This window comes from Zobellella maritima (assembly GCF_003075035.1).
GTDB classification, from domain to species: domain Bacteria; phylum Pseudomonadota; class Gammaproteobacteria; order Enterobacterales; family Aeromonadaceae; genus Oceanimonas; species Oceanimonas maritima.
The window spans coordinates 1,992,802-2,009,052 of sequence record NZ_QCZE01000001.1 but is presented as its reverse complement, the minus strand read 5'-3'; the positions used below and the strand labels follow the sequence as shown (position 1 = coordinate 2,009,052).

The 16,251-nt window shown below is 60.5% G+C and carries 15 protein-coding genes; 12 read left to right on the top strand and 3 right to left on the bottom strand.

Going from position 1 to position 16,251, the window contains the following annotated elements; all coding sequences use genetic code 11:
* Positions 1 to 155: 155 nt before the first annotated feature.
* The 11 genes from DCS96_RS09220 to DCS96_RS09175 all read left to right on the top strand — a co-directional run bounded on the left by DCS96_RS09220 (position 156) and on the right by DCS96_RS09175 (position 12,354).
* The gene (locus DCS96_RS09220; RefSeq protein WP_116473988.1) at positions 156 to 1,313 is read left to right on the top strand and encodes an iron-containing alcohol dehydrogenase; all 1,158 of its coding nucleotides are present in this window, start codon (positions 156 to 158) and stop codon (positions 1,311 to 1,313) included.
* A gap of 202 nt (positions 1,314 to 1,515) precedes the next feature.
* A complete protein-coding gene (locus DCS96_RS18940; protein WP_116473987.1) occupies positions 1,516 to 2,307 on the top strand; it encodes a metalloregulator ArsR/SmtB family transcription factor in 792 nt (263 codons plus the stop codon).
* The gene (gene arsH, locus DCS96_RS09210) at positions 2,297 to 3,016 is read left to right on the top strand and encodes an arsenical resistance protein ArsH (RefSeq protein WP_116473986.1); all 720 of its coding nucleotides are present in this window, start codon (positions 2,297 to 2,299) and stop codon (positions 3,014 to 3,016) included. Before DCS96_RS18940 ends, arsH begins: the two co-directional genes overlap by 11 nt.
* A 14-nt stretch (positions 3,017 to 3,030) precedes the next feature.
* Entirely contained in the window at positions 3,031 to 4,053 is a 1,023-nt protein-coding gene (gene arsB, locus DCS96_RS09205; protein WP_116473985.1) for an ACR3 family arsenite efflux transporter, read from the top strand.
* Between the two features lie 53 nt (positions 4,054 to 4,106).
* Entirely contained in the window at positions 4,107 to 5,108 is a 1,002-nt protein-coding gene (locus tag DCS96_RS09200) for an ArsJ-associated glyceraldehyde-3-phosphate dehydrogenase (RefSeq protein WP_116473984.1), read from the top strand.
* Entirely contained in the window at positions 5,109 to 6,335 is a 1,227-nt protein-coding gene (arsJ, locus tag DCS96_RS09195; RefSeq protein ID WP_116473983.1) for an organoarsenical effux MFS transporter ArsJ, read from the top strand.
* A 192-nt stretch (positions 6,336 to 6,527) separates the two neighbouring features.
* Entirely contained in the window at positions 6,528 to 7,577 is a 1,050-nt protein-coding gene (locus DCS96_RS09190; protein ID WP_198649977.1) for a LysR family transcriptional regulator, read from the top strand.
* Positions 7,578 to 7,690: 113 nt separating this feature from the next.
* Complete coding sequence (locus DCS96_RS09185; protein ID WP_116473982.1) at positions 7,691 to 8,407, top strand: NAD(P)H-dependent oxidoreductase; 717 nt, start codon at positions 7,691 to 7,693, stop codon at positions 8,405 to 8,407.
* A gap of 230 nt (positions 8,408 to 8,637) precedes the next feature.
* Positions 8,638 to 8,814, top strand: a complete 177-nt coding sequence (locus tag DCS96_RS18580) for a hypothetical protein (RefSeq protein ID WP_157953611.1) — start codon at positions 8,638 to 8,640, stop codon at positions 8,812 to 8,814.
* A gap of 164 nt (positions 8,815 to 8,978) precedes the next feature.
* Positions 8,979 to 10,280, top strand: a complete 1,302-nt coding sequence (locus DCS96_RS09180; protein WP_232818213.1) for an MATE family efflux transporter — start codon at positions 8,979 to 8,981, stop codon at positions 10,278 to 10,280.
* Between the two features lie 409 nt (positions 10,281 to 10,689).
* A complete protein-coding gene (locus DCS96_RS09175) occupies positions 10,690 to 12,354 on the top strand; it encodes a sensor domain-containing diguanylate cyclase (protein WP_198649976.1) in 1,665 nt (554 codons plus the stop codon).
* Between the two features lie 50 nt (positions 12,355 to 12,404).
* On the opposite strand, the gene DCS96_RS09170 is transcribed toward DCS96_RS09175, so the two are convergent.
* From DCS96_RS09170 to DCS96_RS09160, 3 genes are read right to left on the bottom strand one after another with little or no spacing between them, the layout of a single operon-like run.
* A complete protein-coding gene (locus DCS96_RS09170; RefSeq protein ID WP_116473979.1) occupies positions 12,405 to 13,586 on the bottom strand; it encodes an acetyl-CoA C-acetyltransferase in 1,182 nt (393 codons plus the stop codon).
* A 19-nt stretch (positions 13,587 to 13,605) separates the two neighbouring features.
* Positions 13,606 to 14,268 carry a CoA transferase subunit B gene (locus tag DCS96_RS09165; protein WP_116473978.1) on the bottom strand — a complete coding sequence of 221 codons (663 nt, stop codon included), beginning with the start codon at positions 14,266 to 14,268 and terminating at the stop codon, positions 13,606 to 13,608.
* A 51-nt stretch (positions 14,269 to 14,319) separates the two neighbouring features.
* Positions 14,320 to 15,018, bottom strand: coding sequence for a CoA transferase subunit A (locus DCS96_RS09160; protein ID WP_116473977.1), 699 nt, complete (start codon positions 15,016 to 15,018; stop codon positions 14,320 to 14,322).
* Positions 15,019 to 15,141: 123 nt separating this feature from the next.
* Between DCS96_RS09160 and DCS96_RS09155 the strand changes: the two genes are divergently transcribed.
* Positions 15,142 to 16,107, top strand: a complete 966-nt coding sequence (locus DCS96_RS09155; protein ID WP_198649975.1) for a LysR family transcriptional regulator — start codon at positions 15,142 to 15,144, stop codon at positions 16,105 to 16,107.
* Positions 16,108 to 16,251: the final 144 nt, after the last annotated feature.

Here is a 16,251-nt window from a genome sequence, read left to right as displayed (position 1 = left end):
TGGTACGCTCGTATGCAGTAGAAAAAGCGAGGTATTTTACTATATCAAAAAAAGCCAGGGTTGATAGTTTTAGGCAAGATAAAGGCAGTAATACCCATTCATAAGTTCGCCCACCTCCTTAAAATGGCAGTCGTTCACTCAACGGAGGCCCTCTGATGCAACAGTTTGATTATCACAACCCGACCCACATTGTTTTTGGACAGGACCGGCTGGCCGAGCTGGATAAGCTGGTGCCTGCCGACGCCCACGTCATGGTGCTCTATGGTGGTGGCAGCGTGCAGCGCAACGGCACCCTGGAAAAGGTGCGTCAGGGCCTGGGCCAGCGCCGCGTCACCGAGTTTGCCGGCATTGAACCGAACCCGCGTTTCGACACCCTGATGAAGGCGGTGGAAGTGGTACGCCGTGACGGCGTGGATTTTCTGCTGGCGGTCGGTGGCGGCTCCGTGATGGACGGCACCAAGTTCGTAGCCGCCGCGGCCCCCTATGCGGGTGAGGAAAGCGATTTGCTGAAGAGCGGATTCACCCCGATTCCGATCAGCGAAGCCCTGCCGCTGGCCACCGTGGCCACCCTGCCGGCCACCGGCTCGGAAATGAACATGGGTGCCGTGGTCAGCCACGAAGGCGGCAAGTTTCCGGTAATGAGCCCGCTGCTGTTCCCGCGGTTTTCATTCCTGGATCCGACCTTGACCTTCACCCTGCCCGCGCACCAGGTGGCCAATGGCATTGTGGATGCCTTCGTCCATGTGGTGGAGCAGTATGTGACCTTTCCGGTTGGCGCCCAAGTTCAGGATCGCACCGCCGAAGGCATTCTGCGTGCCCTGATTGAGGTGGGTCCTCAAACCCTGGCAAACCCCAATGACTACGATGCCCGGGCCAACCTGATGTGGAGCGCCACCTGCGCCCTCAACGGCTTTATCGGTGCCGGCGTGCCCCACGACTGGAGCACCCATATGATCGGCCACGAGCTGACCGCGCTGTTTGGTATCGATCATGCCCAGACCCTGGCCATCGTGCTGCCGTCACTGTGGCGCGTACGCCAGGAGCAGAAGCGCGCCAAGCTGCTGCAATATGCCGAACGGGTCTGGGATATTCGCGAGGGCAGCGACGAGCAGCGCATTGAGCTGGCCATTGAACGCACTCAGTCATTCTTTGAGTCCCTTGGTGTCAAAACCCGGCTGTCCGACTACGGGGTTCGCGCCGAGCAGATTGACGAGGTTGTTGAGGCCCTGACCGCCCACGGCATGGTGGCGCTCTCGGAAACCGGCGATCTGACCCCCGAGATCAGCCGGGAAATTCTGCAAGGCGCGTACTGAGCCTTGCCGGTAATGCCCCATCCAGGCCCCCGCTCCGGGGGCCTAATTTGATCTATCCCTGCCTCACCGCCCCCCTTCGGTTCAGCTGGATTGCTTATTGTCGTTTTCCACTTCCATCCAAATATATGGGAAATTAAATATCTCTTTTATTGAATATCTGTTTTTTCATATATACTGTGTGGCCGGATACAGGGAGCCTATGATGAAAAAAGTCTTGTTTGTCTGCACGGCCAACTCGGCCCGCTCGCAGATAGCGGAAGCCCTGCTGCGCCATCTGGCGGGGGATCAGTTCGAGGTCTTCAGCGCCGGTACGGCGCCTTCCGGCGTGGATCCCCGCACCCTTGACGCCATAAAAGGCTTCGGACTCAACGCCGAAGGGCTGGTATCCAAGTCGGTCGAGAGCCTGGGAGAGCGGCATTTCGACTATGTCATCAGCCTGTGCGACAAGGCGCATCAGGAATGCCGGCACTGGCCTTCCAGCGGCGTGGTGATTGCCTGGGACTTTCCCGATCCCAAAACCAGCCCCGATCCCAATGCGTTTGCGCGCACCATGCAGGAAATTGGCGAGCGGCTACGGCTTTTTGTGCTGGTGAACAGCAAAAAGGTCGACTCCGAGATCACGGCATTGCCGCCGCTGACCTTCTTCAAGTCCCTGGCCGATGAAACCCGCCTGCTCAGCCTGCTGCTGATAGAGCAGGAAGGGGAGCTGTGCGTCTGCGAGTTGATGGAGGCACTGGAACTGCCCCAGCCCAAGATCTCCCGGCACCTGAGCCAGCTGCGCAAGCATGGCCTGCTGCTGGACAGGCGTCAGGGCCACTGGGTGTTCTATCGCATTCACCCCCTGTTGAGCGACTGGATGCGCAACATGCTCAAAGAGACCCTGAAGCACAGCCCAGATCTGCTGGAGCAACCCCGTGTCCGCCTGAACGAAATGAATTCCCGCCCTTCGGCAGAGGGCAATATCTGTGACGAGGAGCCTGTTAATGAGCACTGACATAAAGGATCTGCCTAACCTTGTTGGCGAGCAGTTTTTGGTACCGGACCCGCACGCCCTGGGCGTGAGCGGGCCCATTCAGGCACCCAAAATTCTGTTGTTGTACGGCTCCCTACGTCAGCGTTCCTTCAGCCGCCTGGTAACGGAAGAGGCGGCCCGCCTGCTACAGGCGATGGGGGCCGAAACACGCACCTCCAACCCCAGTGGCCTGCCGTTGCCGGATGATGCCGACGAAACCCACCCCAAGGTGCAGGAATTGCGCGAGCTGGTGCAGTGGTGCGAGGGCATGGTGTGGTGTTCACCGGAGCGTCACGGCGCCATGACATCTGTCATGAAGGCACAGATTGACTGGATTCCGCTCAGCATCGGTGCGGTGCGCCCGACCCAGGGTAAAACCCTGGCCGTGATGCAGGTGTGCGGCGGCTCCCAGAGTTTCAATGCAGTCAACCAGATGCGCATTCTGGGACGCTGGATGCGCATGCTCACCATTCCCAATCAGTCTTCCGTGGCCAAGGCGTTTCTGGAATTTGACGACAATGATCGCATGAAGCCCTCTTCCTATTACAACCGCATTGTCGATGTGATGGAGGAGCTGATGAAATTCACTCTGCTGACCCGGGGGTGCAGCGATTATCTGACGAACCGCTACTCCGAGCGGGTGGAAAGCGCCGAGCAGCTTTCCGCGCGCGTCAGTCAGCGCGCCCTATAAGGAGCCCGGGACAGATGGGAATATTTGAACGTTATCTGACCCTGTGGGTGACCCTTTGTATTGTGTCGGGGGTGGTGTTGGGCAGTCTGGCTCCCGACGTGTTCGGCGCCATTGCGGGCATGGAGCTGGCTCACGTTAACCTGGTGGTGGCGGTGCTTATTTGGGTGATGATCTACCCCATGATGGTGCAGATAGACTTCAGCGCCATTCGGGAGGTGGGCACAAAACCCAAAGGGCTGTTGCTCACCCTGATCATCAACTGGTTGATCAAGCCCTTTACCATGGCGGCGCTGGGCTGGCTGTTTTTTCGGGTGTTCTTTGCCGACTGGGTGGATCCGAACACTGCCGGTGAATATATCGCCGGCATGATACTGCTGGGGGTGGCGCCCTGTACCGCCATGGTGTTTGTCTGGAGCCAGCTGACCAAAGGGGATCCCAACTACACCCTGGTACAGGTGTCGGTCAACGACATCATCATGATCTTCGCCTTTGCGCCGATCGCCGCGTTTTTGCTGGGTGTCAGCAACATTCAGGTTCCCTGGGAAACCCTGCTGTGGTCGGTGGTGCTCTATGTGATGCTGCCGCTGGTGGCCGGCGCCTGGACCCGCCACCGGCTGGAGCGCAAGGGAGACGGCGCCCGCCTCAACCGCTTTTTGCGCCTGCTCAAGCCCTGGTCGGTGCTGGGGCTGCTGGCGACCGTGGTGCTGCTGTTCGGGTTTCAGGCAGAGACCATTCTGGCCCAGCCCGAAGCCATTGGCCTTATCGCCATTCCGCTGCTGATCCAGACCTATGGCATCTTTATCATTGCCTACGGAGCGGCCCGCTGGTTGCGCCTGCCCCACAATGTGGCCGCCCCGGCCTGCATGATCGGCACCTCCAACTTTTTCGAGCTGGCGGTGGCGGTGGCCATTTCATTATTCGGGCTGCACTCGGGCGCGGCCCTGGCCACAGTAGTAGGGGTGCTGGTGGAAGTGCCGGTGATGTTGTCGCTGGTTTATTTTGTGAATAAAACCCGGCCCTGGTTTGAGCCGGTTTAATCCCGATTTGCTTGTTGCCGTATCATATACAGCCTTTCCCAAGGAGCGTAATAATGACCATTAAAGTAGGAATCAACGGTTTTGGGCGCATGGGGCGCCTGACCATGCGGGTGCTTTTTGAACAGTCGGACATTGAATTTGTGCAAATCAACGATCCGGCGGGGAATGCCGCGACCCTGGCGCACCTGCTCAACTTTGATTCGGTACACGGACGCTGGCACCACCAGGCCGCCGCCGACGGCGAGACCATGGTGCTCAAGGGTCAGTCCATTGCGGTGAGCCGCAACAAGACCATTGCCGAGACCGACTGGTCGGGCTGTGATCTGGTGATTGAAGCCTCGGGCAAAATGAAGAGCAAGGCGGTGCTGCAGGCCTACCTGGATCAGGGGGTGAAGCGCGTGGTGGTCACGGCGCCGGTCAAGGAAGAGGGCGTGCTGAATATCGTCATGGGGGTGAACGACCACCTGTATGACGCGGCGCAGCACCCCATTGTCACGGCGGCATCCTGCACCACCAACTGCCTGGCGCCCGTCGTCAAGGTGATTCATGAGCAGCTGGGCATCAAGCATGGTGCCATCACCACCATTCACAGCATCACCAACACCCAGACGATTCTGGACGCCCCTCACCAGGATCTGCGCCGGGCGCGTTCCTGTGGTACCAGCCTGATCCCGACCACCACCGGCTCGGCCACCGCCATCACCCATATTTTTCCCGAGCTGAAAGGCAAGCTGAACGGCCACGCCATTCGCGTGCCTCTGACCAACGCCTCCATCACCGACTGCGTGTTTGAAGTGGCGAGGGCAACCACGGCGGAAGAGGTGAATGCCCTGCTGCAGGCGGCGGCCGAGGGCGATCTGAGCGGCATTCTGGGCTATGAGGAGCGCCCCCTGGTGTCGGTTGATTACCAGACCGATCCCCGTTCCAGCATCATAGATGCCCTGTCCACCATGGTAGTGAACGGCACCCAGGTGAAAATCTACGCCTGGTACGACAACGAATGGGGCTATGCCAACCGTACCGCCGAGCTGGCGCTGAAGGTGGGGCGTGCGTAAATGCTGACCCGGCTTTCCCCCGCCATTCGCCAGTATCTGGTGGTCACCGGCAACTACTGGGCCTTTACCCTGACCGATGGCGCCCTGCGCATGCTGGTGGTGCTGCATTTTCATGGTCTGGGGTATGCCCCCCTGGAGATTGCCCTGCTGTTCCTGTTCTACGAGATCTTCGGGGTGATCACCAACCTGGTGGGCGGCTGGCTGGGGGCGCATCTGGGGCTTAACCGCACCATGAACATCGGCCTCGGGCTGCAGGTGGTGGCGCTGGCGATGCTGCTGGTGCCAACCGCCTGGCTGACCGTGCCCTGGGTGATGGCCGCCCAGGCGGTGTCGGGCATCGCCAAAGATCTGAACAAGATGAGCGCCAAAAGCGCGATCAAGATGCTGGTGCCCGAGCAGGCCCAGGGCACGCTCTACAAATGGGTGGCGATCCTGACCGGCTCCAAGAACGCCCTCAAGGGGGCGGGCTTCTTCCTGGGCGGCGTCTTGCTGATGGCCCTTGGCTTTGCCGGTGCCGTGGGCGCCATGGCCGGGGCCCTGTCCTTGGTCTGGCTGCTCAGCCTGGTATTGCTGAAGCAGGATCTGGGCAAGGCGAAGCACAAGCCGAAATTCCGTGACCTCTTCTCCAAGAGCCGGGCCATCAACATCCTGTCTGCGGCGCGCCTGTTTTTGTTCGGCGCCCGTGATGTCTGGTTTGTGGTGGCCCTGCCGGTGTTTCTGTCCCAGACGCTGGGCTGGGATCACGGCCAGACCGGTGGCTTTCTGGCGCTGTGGGTGATGGGTTACGGTGCGGTGCAGGCCCTGGCCCCCCGCATTACCGGCCGTGCAGCCGGAGGGGTGCCGGATGGCCGCAGCGCCACGGCCTGGGTTGCGGCGCTGACCCTGTTGCCCGCCCTTATTGCCTTGGGACTGATGGGGGGGCTGGATCCGGCGTGGGTACTGATCGGCGGCTTGTTGCTGTTCGGGGCCGTCTTTGCCGTGAACTCGTCACTGCACAGCTACCTGATTGTCAATTATGCCGGTCACGACGGCGTCTCGCTGGATGTGGGCTTCTATTACATGTCCAACGCCATGGGGCGGCTGGTTGGCACCCTGCTGTCGGGCTGGGTGTTTCAGCTTGCCGGCCAGGGAAGCCAGGGGCTGCAGGCTTGTCTGTGGATCTCCGCGCTCTTTTTGCTGGTCACCACCGTCATTTCGCTCAGGTTACCGCGACGGGGGGATCATTAGCGTGCCTGTATGGTCATCATCAAGCAACCGGTGAAGGCGGCGTCGGCCTGAGCGGGGATTTATCCACCCTGTCTCTTATCAGGTGATCCGCTCGGGATACCTTGTATAGCATCATGGGTCGAAGGCCGCCACCAAGGTCAGGGTGAAATTGCACCACCGGGCATCCCGGCCAGGCGGAATGGATGGCATTTCGTGCCCGAAAAAGGCCGTCAGGACAGCCCGGTTCACGACCAGAAGCTGGATCACGGCGACGCATGCCGCTCGATAATGGGGGAAACATTGTCTTTTGATCTGAAAAGCCTGGAGCTCTTTGTACGCGTGGCCACCCTGGGTGCCATCGGTCGGGCGGGGGCCGAGTTCAGTCTGTCTCCGACCAATGCCACCCAGCGGATCAAGGCCCTGGAAGCCGAGCTGGGGGTCAAATTGCTCAACCGGACGACAAGGGCCGTATCCCTGACACCGGATGGCGAGATCCTGCTGGAGCACGCCAGGCGCATCCTCGATGATGTTGAAGATGCCCGCAATGTGCTGTCGCATACCACCAAGTCTGTCTCGGGCGTGGTGCGGGTAACGGCGTCGGCCTCTTTCGGACGTTCCCATATCGTGCCCTTTGTGCCGGAATTTCTGCGCCTGTATCCCGACGTAAGCCTGGATCTGCATTTGACCGACGCGGTCGTGAATATTGTCGAGATGGGCTACGATCTGGCCTTCCGTATCGGCGCCCTGGCACCGTCCAGCCTGTTGGCGCGCAAGGTTGATAGCAATCCGTTGCTACTGGTGGCGTCACCGGACTATCTGGCCCGGGCAGGGCACCCCGCAACGCCGCAGGATCTGGCCGAGCATGTCTGCCTGCCGCTGGGCGAAAACCGCAGTTGGAAGCTGGTCGACAAGGAGGGCACCCTGCATGAGATCCGGGTCTCCGGGCCAGTATCGGTCAATCTGGGGGACGCCATTGGCGAGTGGATCCTGGCGGGACTGGGCATAGGGCTGACTTCCCTGTGGCATGCGGGGCAGGACATCAAGGCGGGTCGGCTGGTTCCCATACTGCCCGGCTTCCGGATCTGGCCCGACGCGAACATCTGGGCGGTGCGCCCGCCCGGCCGCCTGCTGCCCGCCAGGGTCAAGGCGTTTCTGGATTTTATGGAAGAACGCATCGTGGAAACCAATAGCTCCCGTTACGGCTGCCTGCTCGACGAGAGCGGCAATATCTGTATCGACAATCAGGAAGGCGGGGGCGCCTAAGCGGTCGCGGCCACATTATTCTGAAAAACGGGATAATGTTTTTGGTTTTTGCTCGATAGTTCAGGAAAAAGGAAGTTGTTATTGTGTGGCCCATCAACCAAGGAGTCCACACCATGACCGACCAAACAGACACCGTGTTCGCCAGCGCCGATATCCAGGAGCAGATCCTCCAGGCCTTCCATTTCCGCCATGCCACCAAGGTCTTCGACCCCGAGCGCAAGATCGGCGACGACGAGTTCAACACCATCCTCGAGTCTGCCCGCCTGTCACCGAGCTCGTTCGGCATGGAGCCCTGGCAGTTGCTGATCGTGCAGAACCCGGAAAAGCGCGAGCTGTTCCGCGACTTCACCTGGGGAGCCAACGGCGCCTTCAACGGAACCGCCGGCCAGCTGGGCACCGCCAGTCATTTTGGTATTTTCCTGGCCCATACCGGCGCCACCATGAAGCATCACTCCGATTACCTGCAAAGACACATGAAAGAGGTCAAGCAGCTGCCGGACGAGGTGATCGGCTTTATCAACGGCGCCTATCAGAAATTTCAGGAGCAGGATTTCGGCATCGAAGGCGACCGCCAGATCACCGACTGGTCGGCCCGCCAGGCCTACATTGCGCTGGCCAACATGATGACCACCGCCGCCCTGATGGGCATCGACTCCTGCCCGATTGAAGGATTCGAAATGAACAAGGCCAGCGCCGTGCTGGAGCAGCATTTCGGTATTGATCCGGCCATCTATCAACCGGCGGTGATGGTTGCCTTCGGCTATCGCGCCGGCGCGCCGGCACACCCCAAGACCCGCCGCGAGCTGGCGCAACTGGTCACCTGGGCCTGAGCAGGCCCGCTCCTTACATCTTGCACCCGGAATGCCGGGAGCCCGATAACGTTTCATCTTGCCGCGGCGAGCGCGGCAACACCATCGGCAAGGCCGCTGATCGTACCGGACAGGATGTTCAAAATAATTGATGGTTTTAATCAAGTAATGTTGATTAAAAGTTCATCAAGCCCCGAATATCATGGAGGGGTAGCAACAAATCCTGTTAACAACATTGAGAGAGAATCATTATGCGTAATCAAATCCTGCCCGCCATTGCCCTGTTGTCCCTGTTTGCCGTCGGCGCCGTCCAGGCCGCCGAACTACGGTCCAGCCAGGATCCTGCCCGCCAGATCCTGCAAAGCGACAACGATGGCATCGACCGCCTCGAACAACGCCTGGCCGAGCTGCGCGAAGCCCGCGACTAACAGCGGGCACCCAAGCCAAATATGAAAAATGCACCTTAACCGGTGCATTTTTTCTGGCGTCGGCGACCGGAAGAGACAGCCGATCCGTTTCGTAACTCCCGCCCCCGAGCAACAGGTAAATAATGCGTCAATCCAGCGAGTCTCTTGGCAGACAGTTATACCGCATGACATGGCCAATGCTGATTGGCGTGCTGGCCATCATGAGCAGTCAGCTGGTGGACAGTGCCTACATCGGCCAGCTGGGCACAGGGCCACTGGCTGCGGTGGGCTTCACCATCCCGGTGTACCAGCTCATCATAGGCATACAGGTCGGGTTGGGCATCGCCACCACGACGATCATTTCGACCGCCCTGGGGGCCTGTAAGCAGGGCGAGGCCAGACAACTCGGCAGCTTGGTGATGGTAACTGGTGGGGGGATGGTGCTGGTGCTGTGCCTGCTGCTCTGGGCCGGCCAACAGGCGATCATCTTCAGGTTGGGCGCCAGCGAAGCCCTCTTCCCCCTGGTGCGGGAATACTGGCTGCCCTGGCTGGTCAGCTGCTGGCTGGGCGCCATGCTGTATTTCGGCTACAGCATCTTCCGGGCCCACGGGGAAACCCTGCTGCCGGGTATGGTAATGGTGCTGACCAGCCTGCTGAATGTGGTGCTGGATCCGGTATTTATCTTCGTCCTGGATATGGGCCTGGCCGGCGCGGCCTGGGCAAGCAGCTGTGCGTTCGGGGCGGGTTGCCTCATCATCTTCGCCGGCATGGTTCGCCGGCGACTGCTCCGGCTGCCGAACAATGCGGCCCGTATCATCGCAGGCTTGAGGCGTCTGATGTCATTTATGGCACCCGCCATGCTGAGCCAGCTGATCCCCCCCCTGTCGGCCATGGTGGCGACGGCCATAGTGGCCGTGAACGGCGACCATGCGGTGGCTGCCTGGGGGCTGGGTAGCCGTATCGAGCTGCTTTCCATCATTGTCGTCCTGGCATTGACCATGGCGATGCCGCCGATGATCGGCAGGCTGCGCGGCAGTCAGGATCTCGGACAGATCCGGAAACTGGTCGGCAAGGCGGTGAAATTTGTGCTGCTGTGGCAGCTGGCGCTGGCCACCCTGCTTGGCGCCGTATCTGTTCCCCTGAGTGGCGTACTGACCAGTGACGGAATAACGGCGTCCGTCCTCGCCGAATACCTGTGGTGGGTACCGATCAGCTATGGTGCCCTGGGGATCTGCATGATCATGGTGTCCGTGTGCAGCGCCTTGGGCATGCCCAGGCTGGCCCTGGCGATCTCGGCATTGCGCCTGCTAGGCTGCTACCTGCCCCTGATCTGGATAGGCTCCGAGCTGTACGGCCTGCGCGGGTTGTTGTTCGGGGCCATGGCGGGGAACCTCCTGGCCGGGGTTATAAGCTGGCAAATGTATAAAAAATACGCCGTGCGCCGGGTTTCGGACGCTATCCGGCGGTCAGGGCAGGTGACCATATAGGCGTTGCCTCCTGGCAAGGCCTGCCAGGGCGACCTTCGTCGGCTGGAACCTAAATGTTCCATGATGAAGACAATTTCCACACCTTGAAACGGCCGGCAAGACAGGCGTTGCGAGCAGGGTCACACCAATCATTGCCATTACCGGCGACATGGTCGCTTTTTACCTTATACATCGCCGATGTTTCCGACAAGCTGCCTCGAACGTTGGCAATAATACCTATCGAACTAAACATTCGATCTTTTTAATGTCCATGCCAACCTCGGACAAAGGGCGCTGCTCCACCGACTCGCCGTATACCCGGATATCACCTTGTCGGCATCGGCTCCCGCTGATGGCTCATTTTTCGACAATCCGGCTTAACAGTGGGCGGCTTATTGATATGATGTGGGTTCCAAACGAGGATTTATTTATGCGAATCCACAGTAAATTGATCCTGGGGCTGCTACTGCTGTTATGCGGTATTACCCTGGCTATCTGGCTGACCATTCGGCTGTTTATCCTGCCTCAGATCGAAGCGACCGAGGTGACGTATCGCTATCAGGATCTGGAACGCGTCAAGCAGGCGATACTGCGTGATCTCAATCGGCTACAGAGCTTTGCCCTCGACTGGGGGGTATGGGATGACACCTATCATTATGTGCAGGATCTCAATTCCGCCTACACGGCGTCGAACCTGATAGGTATCCAGCTGGACAATATCGGTGCAGACCTCTTGCTGATCAGCCACCGCGATGGTCGGATCCTCAATCTGGTGTCGGCCGGGCCGGCGGCAGCGGAGCGGGTGGCAGCCAGCAAGCTGCTGGACCAGCCCCGACTGTTAGCGAACCATCCCTTCAACGGGGTGCTGGGTCAGGGCGGGAGTGCGATCCTGGATACCCCGGCCGGCCCCCTGCTACTGGCGGCGAGTCCGATCCTGCCTTCCGGTGGCGAGGGCAGCTCCCGCGGTACCCTGTTCTTCGGCAAATTTGTCGATGCCGTTTACCGGCAGACGTTGGTCGAGCAAATCCGGCTACCACTCGAATTCCGGGTGGAGGCCGCCGGCAGCGGGGCGTCGCGGGTGACCTTTCTTTCGGATACGGAAAGCCTGGCCCACGGATTTATGCCGTTGCTCAACAATCCGGAGCGGGAACTGTGCCTGATTATTCGCAAGGATCGGCCCTTCTATGGGCTGGTGCTGCGGCTGATGAATTATGCCGTTGTCATCATCCTCGGCATCGGCTGCCTGGTCGCGCTGGTGGCCTATGGCTTCCTGCAGTTGACCCTGATCAGGCCGATAGTACAGCTGCAACAGCAGGCCGAAGCCCTTGGCAATGGCGAACCTTTATGCAGGCCGATGCAACGGAAGGATGAATTGGGTCAGCTGTCCAGGAGCTTTTACCAGATGGCGGGCAAGCTGGAAGCCAGTGTGGGGCAGCTGGAGACGGAGCGGCAACAATTTATGGATGCCAGTCTGACCGATGCCCTGACGTCGCTGAAAAACCGGCGCTACATGGAGCAGTACCTGGCAAGTGGGATGCAAGCGGCAGATACCCACGGCTGGCTGCTGATGGCGCTGGACCTGGATCACTTCAAGCGAATCAATGATGTGCACGGCCATGACATCGGCGATCTGGTACTGCGGCAGATGGCGGCCCTGTTGCAGGAACTGAGTCACCAGGAGGATACCCTGGTTCGCTACGGTGGCGAAGAGTTCGTACTCATCTGCAAGAATGTCGATGAGCAGATCGGCTGCGCCATGGCCGAACGGATCCGCCAGCGGGTAGCCCGCTTTCATTTCGGCCTTGAGCATGCTCCGCTCGCGCTGACCTGCTCCATCGGTTTCTTTACCCTGCCGTGGGGTGCGGCGGGGCCATCGCTGCCCGGATGGCAGGCCCTGTTCAAGGTGGCCGACCTGGCCCTCTATGCGGCCAAGCAGAGCGGCCGTCATTGCTGGATCGGCCTTAAATCCCCACTACAACCGCCAGCATCCGGTTATCCCCGGGATGGCGGCGAGATCCGGCAGGCATTGGCCCGGCAGCAGCTGCTTAGCTTCAGTTCACTGGCCGCCGACAGTGATATCCGCTGGCCTTCTTGATGTTGCGGCACAAGTTCAGCGCTATGAATGTAGGGTACGGGAACCTGGCTTCAAGGCCGCTCGATGGCCATGGCCACGCCCTGACCGCCGCCGATACACAGGGTGGCCAGCCCCCGTCGGGCATCGCGGCGGACCAGCTCGTGCACCAGGGTGACCAGCACCCGGCAGCCGGAGGCACCGATGGGGTGGCCGAGGGCGATGGCGCCGCCGTTGACGTTGACCCGTTCCGGATCCCAACCCAGTTCACTGCCCACCGCAAGGGCTTGAGCGGCGAAGGCCTCGTTGGCTTCAATCAAATCTAGCTGCTCCAGGGTCCAGCCCGCTTTTTCCAGGCAGCGGCGGGTGGCGGAAACGGGACCTATGCCCATGATGGTCGGTTCCACGCCGGCGCTGGCGCAGGCACTGACTCGGGCCAGCACGGTCAGGCCCAGATCCCGGGCCCGGCTGGCGCTCATCAGCAGCACGGCGGCAGCCCCGTCATTCAGGCTGGAGGCATTGCCGGCGGTGACGCTGCCGTCCTTGCGGAAGGCCGGCCGCAGCGTGGCCAGCGATTCCGGGGTGATGCCGGGGCGGGGTTGTTCGTCGGTATCGAACTGCAGTGGCTCGCCCTTGCGCCGGGGAATGGAAACCGGACAGATCTCCTGGCGGAAACGGCCCGCCTCGATGGCGGCCATGGCTTTCTGCTGGGATGCGGCGGCAAAGGCATCCTGCTGCTCACGGCTGAGCTGGTATTGTTCCACCAGGTTCTCGGCGGTGATCCCCATGTGGATATCGTTGAAGGCATCCCACAGACCGTCCTGGATCATGCTGTCTACCAGTTGCGCATGGCCCATGCGCAGGCCGGTCCTGGCCTTGGGCAGTACATAGGGGGCCAGGCTCATGTTTTCCTGGCCGCCGGCGATCACTATGTCGGCATCGCCGCAACGGATGGCCTGGGTGGCCAGCTGCAGCGCCTTGAGACCGGAGCCGCACACCTTGTTCAGGGTCATGGCCGGCACGGTAACCGGCAGGCCGGCGGCGATGGCCGCCTGGCGGGCGGGATTCTGGCCGGCGCCGGCAGTCAGTACCTGGCCGAGGATGACTTCATCCACCTCGGCCGGGTTCACCCCGGTCTGTTCGAGCAGGTGGCGGATCACGGTGGCACCCAGCTGATGGGCCGGGATGTCGGCCAGGGCCCCCTGAAAACTGCCGATAGCCGTACGGGTGGCGGCAACGATAACAACGTCTTGCATGGTTTCTCCTTGGGTCACGTCAGTCGGCGAAGGTCATTTCCGGTACCAGATCGGGCACGATCAGTTTGCCGGCGGTCTTGGCCTTGATCTCTTCCACGCTGACCCCGGGAGCCCGCTCCTTGAGGATAAAGGCGCCGTTTTCGATCTCCAGGTAGGCGAGGTCGGTGAGCACGCGTTTAATGCAACCGGCTCCGGTCAGTGGCAGGGTACAGTGGGGCAGCAGCTTGGATTCTCCGCTTTTCGAGGCGTGGGTCATGGTGACGATGATGTTGTCGGCACCGGCTACCAGATCCATGGCGCCGCCCATGCCCTTGACCAGCTTGCCCGGGATCATCCAGGAGGCAATATTGCCGTTGACGTCCACCTCGAAGGCGCCGAGCACGGTCAAGTCCACATGGCCGCCGCGGATCATGGCGAAGGATTCCGCCGAGTTGAAGATGGAGGCGCCGACACGGGTGGTGACCGTCTGTTTGCCGGCGTTGATCATGTCGGCGTCGAGCTCTTCCTCGGTGGGGAAGGCGCCCATGCCGAGCAGGCCGTTCTCTGACTGGAGCATGACCTCCATGCCGTCCGGGACATAGTTGGCGACCATGGTGGGAATGCCGATCCCCAGGTTAACGTAAAAACCGTCCTGCAATTCGCGGGCGACGCGCTGGGCCATTTGTTCGCGGGAAAGTGCCATGATATTGCCTCTTTTACTGATTCAATGGATGGGTGCCGGTGGCCTGCAGGCTCAGCCGCGCAGGGTGCGCTTTTCGATACGCTTTTCGAACTGGCCGCAGATGATGCGATCCACATAGATACCGGGGGTATGGATCTGGCTGGGTTCCAGTTCCCCGGGTTCGACGATTTCCTCGACCTCGACCACGGTTACCTTGCCGGCGGTGGCCGCCAACGGATTGAAGTTCTGGGCGGTATGCCGGTAGACCACATTGCCGAAATGGTCCGCCTTCCAGCCCTTGACGATGGCAAAGTCGCCGGTGATGGCCTGCTCGAGGATATGGGGGCGACCGTTGAACTCGCGGACTTCCTTGCCCTCGGCGATGGTGGTGCCGTAACCGGTGGCGGTATAGAAGGCGGGGATCCCGGCGCCGCCGGCCCGCATCTTTTCGGCCAAGGTGCCTTGCGGCGTCAGCTCTACTTCCAGTTCACCGCTGAGCAGCTGCTGTTCGAACAAGGCGTTTTCGCCGACGTAGGAGGCAATCATCTTGCGGATTTGCCGGTCTTCCAGCAGTATTCCCAGACCAAAGCCGTCTACCCCGCAGTTGTTGGATACCACGGTCAGATCCCGGGTGCCCTTGCGCCTGATCTCGGTTATCAGGTTTTCGGGGATACCGCACAGGCCGAAACCGCCGGCCAGAAGGGTCATGCCATCCTCAAGGCCCGCAAGGGCTTCTGCGTAGGAGTTCACTCGCTTATCGAAACCTGCCATACCATTTCCTCTTTTTATGTACTACCGGACACCGGATTGTTGTAAAAGAGTATCCGGCTGGGTTATTAATTTGTTAAGTTTGTTTTTTTCATTGATTAATTGGTTTATTAAAACAATCTGGTGATGAGCTGGGCAGCTGTCCCGGCCGCCAACGAACAGGAGGCAATCGATCCCATGACGGCAAAGCAGCTCCGCGCCTTTATTGCGGTGGCGCAAACCCTGAGTTTTGCCCAGGCCTGCGAGCGGGTGCATCTGTCTCAGTCGGCACTGAGTCTGACCATCAAGGCGCTGGAAGACAGCCTGGGTGGGCGCTTGTTCAGTCGTACCACCCGCCATGTGCGTCTGACGCCGGAAGGGGAGGCATTGCTGCCGTTGGCGCGGCGACTGATGGCCGACTGGGACAATGTCGAGGATGAACTGCGGCAGCGTTTTACCCTGCAGCAGGGACGGGTGGCCATGGCCGCCATGCCGTCATTTGCCGGCAACCTGCTGCCGGCGCTGTTAAGGGATTTCCGCCACCGTTATCCGGATATCAATGTGACCGTCAATGATGTGATCAACGAACAGGTGATCGAAATGGTCCAGGATGGCTATGTAGAGCTGGGTATTGCCTTCGAACCGGCGCCGTCTACCAGCCTGCAGTTTACCCCCCTGTACCTGGATCGCTTCGTGGCCGTGGTGCCGGCGGATTCGGCACTGGCCGGGCGGCAGGAGCTAGACTGGCGGCAGCTGCTGGAGCACCCCTTTATTACCCTGCAACGGCCGTCGGCGGTACGGCTGATGCTGGAGCAGCACCTTAAGGAATGGCATCTGACATTACCGGTGGCCTTTGAAAGCCATCAGTTGGCCACAGTCGGTCGGATGGTGGGCGCCGGGCTCGGAGTTAGCGTGGTGCCGGCACTGTGCATCGGGCAGATGAACGAGCTGGGTGCGCGCTGTGTGCCGCTGCATGATCCGGTGATCGAAAGGCAGGTCGGCATACTGACCAGGACGGAACACGAATTATCCGTGGCCGCCCAGGCGCTCTTTGATACCCTGCTGGCGTCATCGATGCTTTCCCCGCAGCCGACGGACCTACCCGGCGGATAGCCGGTCGTCATGGCGGTAGTATACTCGTCTGCGGACAGGGATGGGCCATCTTCCCTGGTGCCCTGGGTCAATAATGATGCCTAAATCCCCGGCCAAATTGATATGCTAGCGCCTGGTGTTCTGCATGAGGCCGGCCAGTGATGT

Excerpts from the sequence above, each read along its gene's own strand:
- DCS96_RS09220 (WP_116473988.1), top strand. The coding sequence starts at position 156 with ATGCAACAGTTTGATTATCACAACCCGACCCACATTGTTTTTGGACAG.
- DCS96_RS09185 (WP_116473982.1), top strand. The coding sequence starts at position 7,691 with ATGACCGACCAAACAGACACCGTGTTCGCCAGCGCCGATATCCAGGAG.
- DCS96_RS09170 (WP_116473979.1), bottom strand. The coding sequence starts at position 13,586 with ATGCAAGACGTTGTTATCGTTGCCGCCACCCGTACGGCTATCGGCAGT.
- arsH (WP_116473986.1), top strand. The coding sequence starts at position 2,297 with ATGAGCACTGACATAAAGGATCTGCCTAACCTTGTTGGCGAGCAGTTT.
- DCS96_RS18580 (WP_157953611.1), top strand. The coding sequence starts at position 8,638 with ATGCGTAATCAAATCCTGCCCGCCATTGCCCTGTTGTCCCTGTTTGCC.
- DCS96_RS09175 (WP_198649976.1), top strand. The coding sequence starts at position 10,690 with ATGCGAATCCACAGTAAATTGATCCTGGGGCTGCTACTGCTGTTATGC.
- DCS96_RS09155 (WP_198649975.1), top strand. The coding sequence starts at position 15,142 with ATGAGCTGGGCAGCTGTCCCGGCCGCCAACGAACAGGAGGCAATCGAT.
- DCS96_RS09160 (WP_116473977.1), bottom strand. The coding sequence starts at position 15,018 with ATGGCAGGTTTCGATAAGCGAGTGAACTCCTACGCAGAAGCCCTTGCG.
- DCS96_RS09165 (WP_116473978.1), bottom strand. The coding sequence starts at position 14,268 with ATGGCACTTTCCCGCGAACAAATGGCCCAGCGCGTCGCCCGCGAATTG.
- DCS96_RS09200 (WP_116473984.1), top strand. The coding sequence starts at position 4,107 with ATGACCATTAAAGTAGGAATCAACGGTTTTGGGCGCATGGGGCGCCTG.
- arsJ (WP_116473983.1), top strand. The coding sequence starts at position 5,109 with ATGCTGACCCGGCTTTCCCCCGCCATTCGCCAGTATCTGGTGGTCACC.
- DCS96_RS09180 (WP_232818213.1), top strand. The coding sequence starts at position 8,979 with ATGACATGGCCAATGCTGATTGGCGTGCTGGCCATCATGAGCAGTCAG.
- arsB (WP_116473985.1), top strand. The coding sequence starts at position 3,031 with ATGGGAATATTTGAACGTTATCTGACCCTGTGGGTGACCCTTTGTATT.
- DCS96_RS18940 (WP_116473987.1), top strand. The coding sequence starts at position 1,516 with ATGAAAAAAGTCTTGTTTGTCTGCACGGCCAACTCGGCCCGCTCGCAG.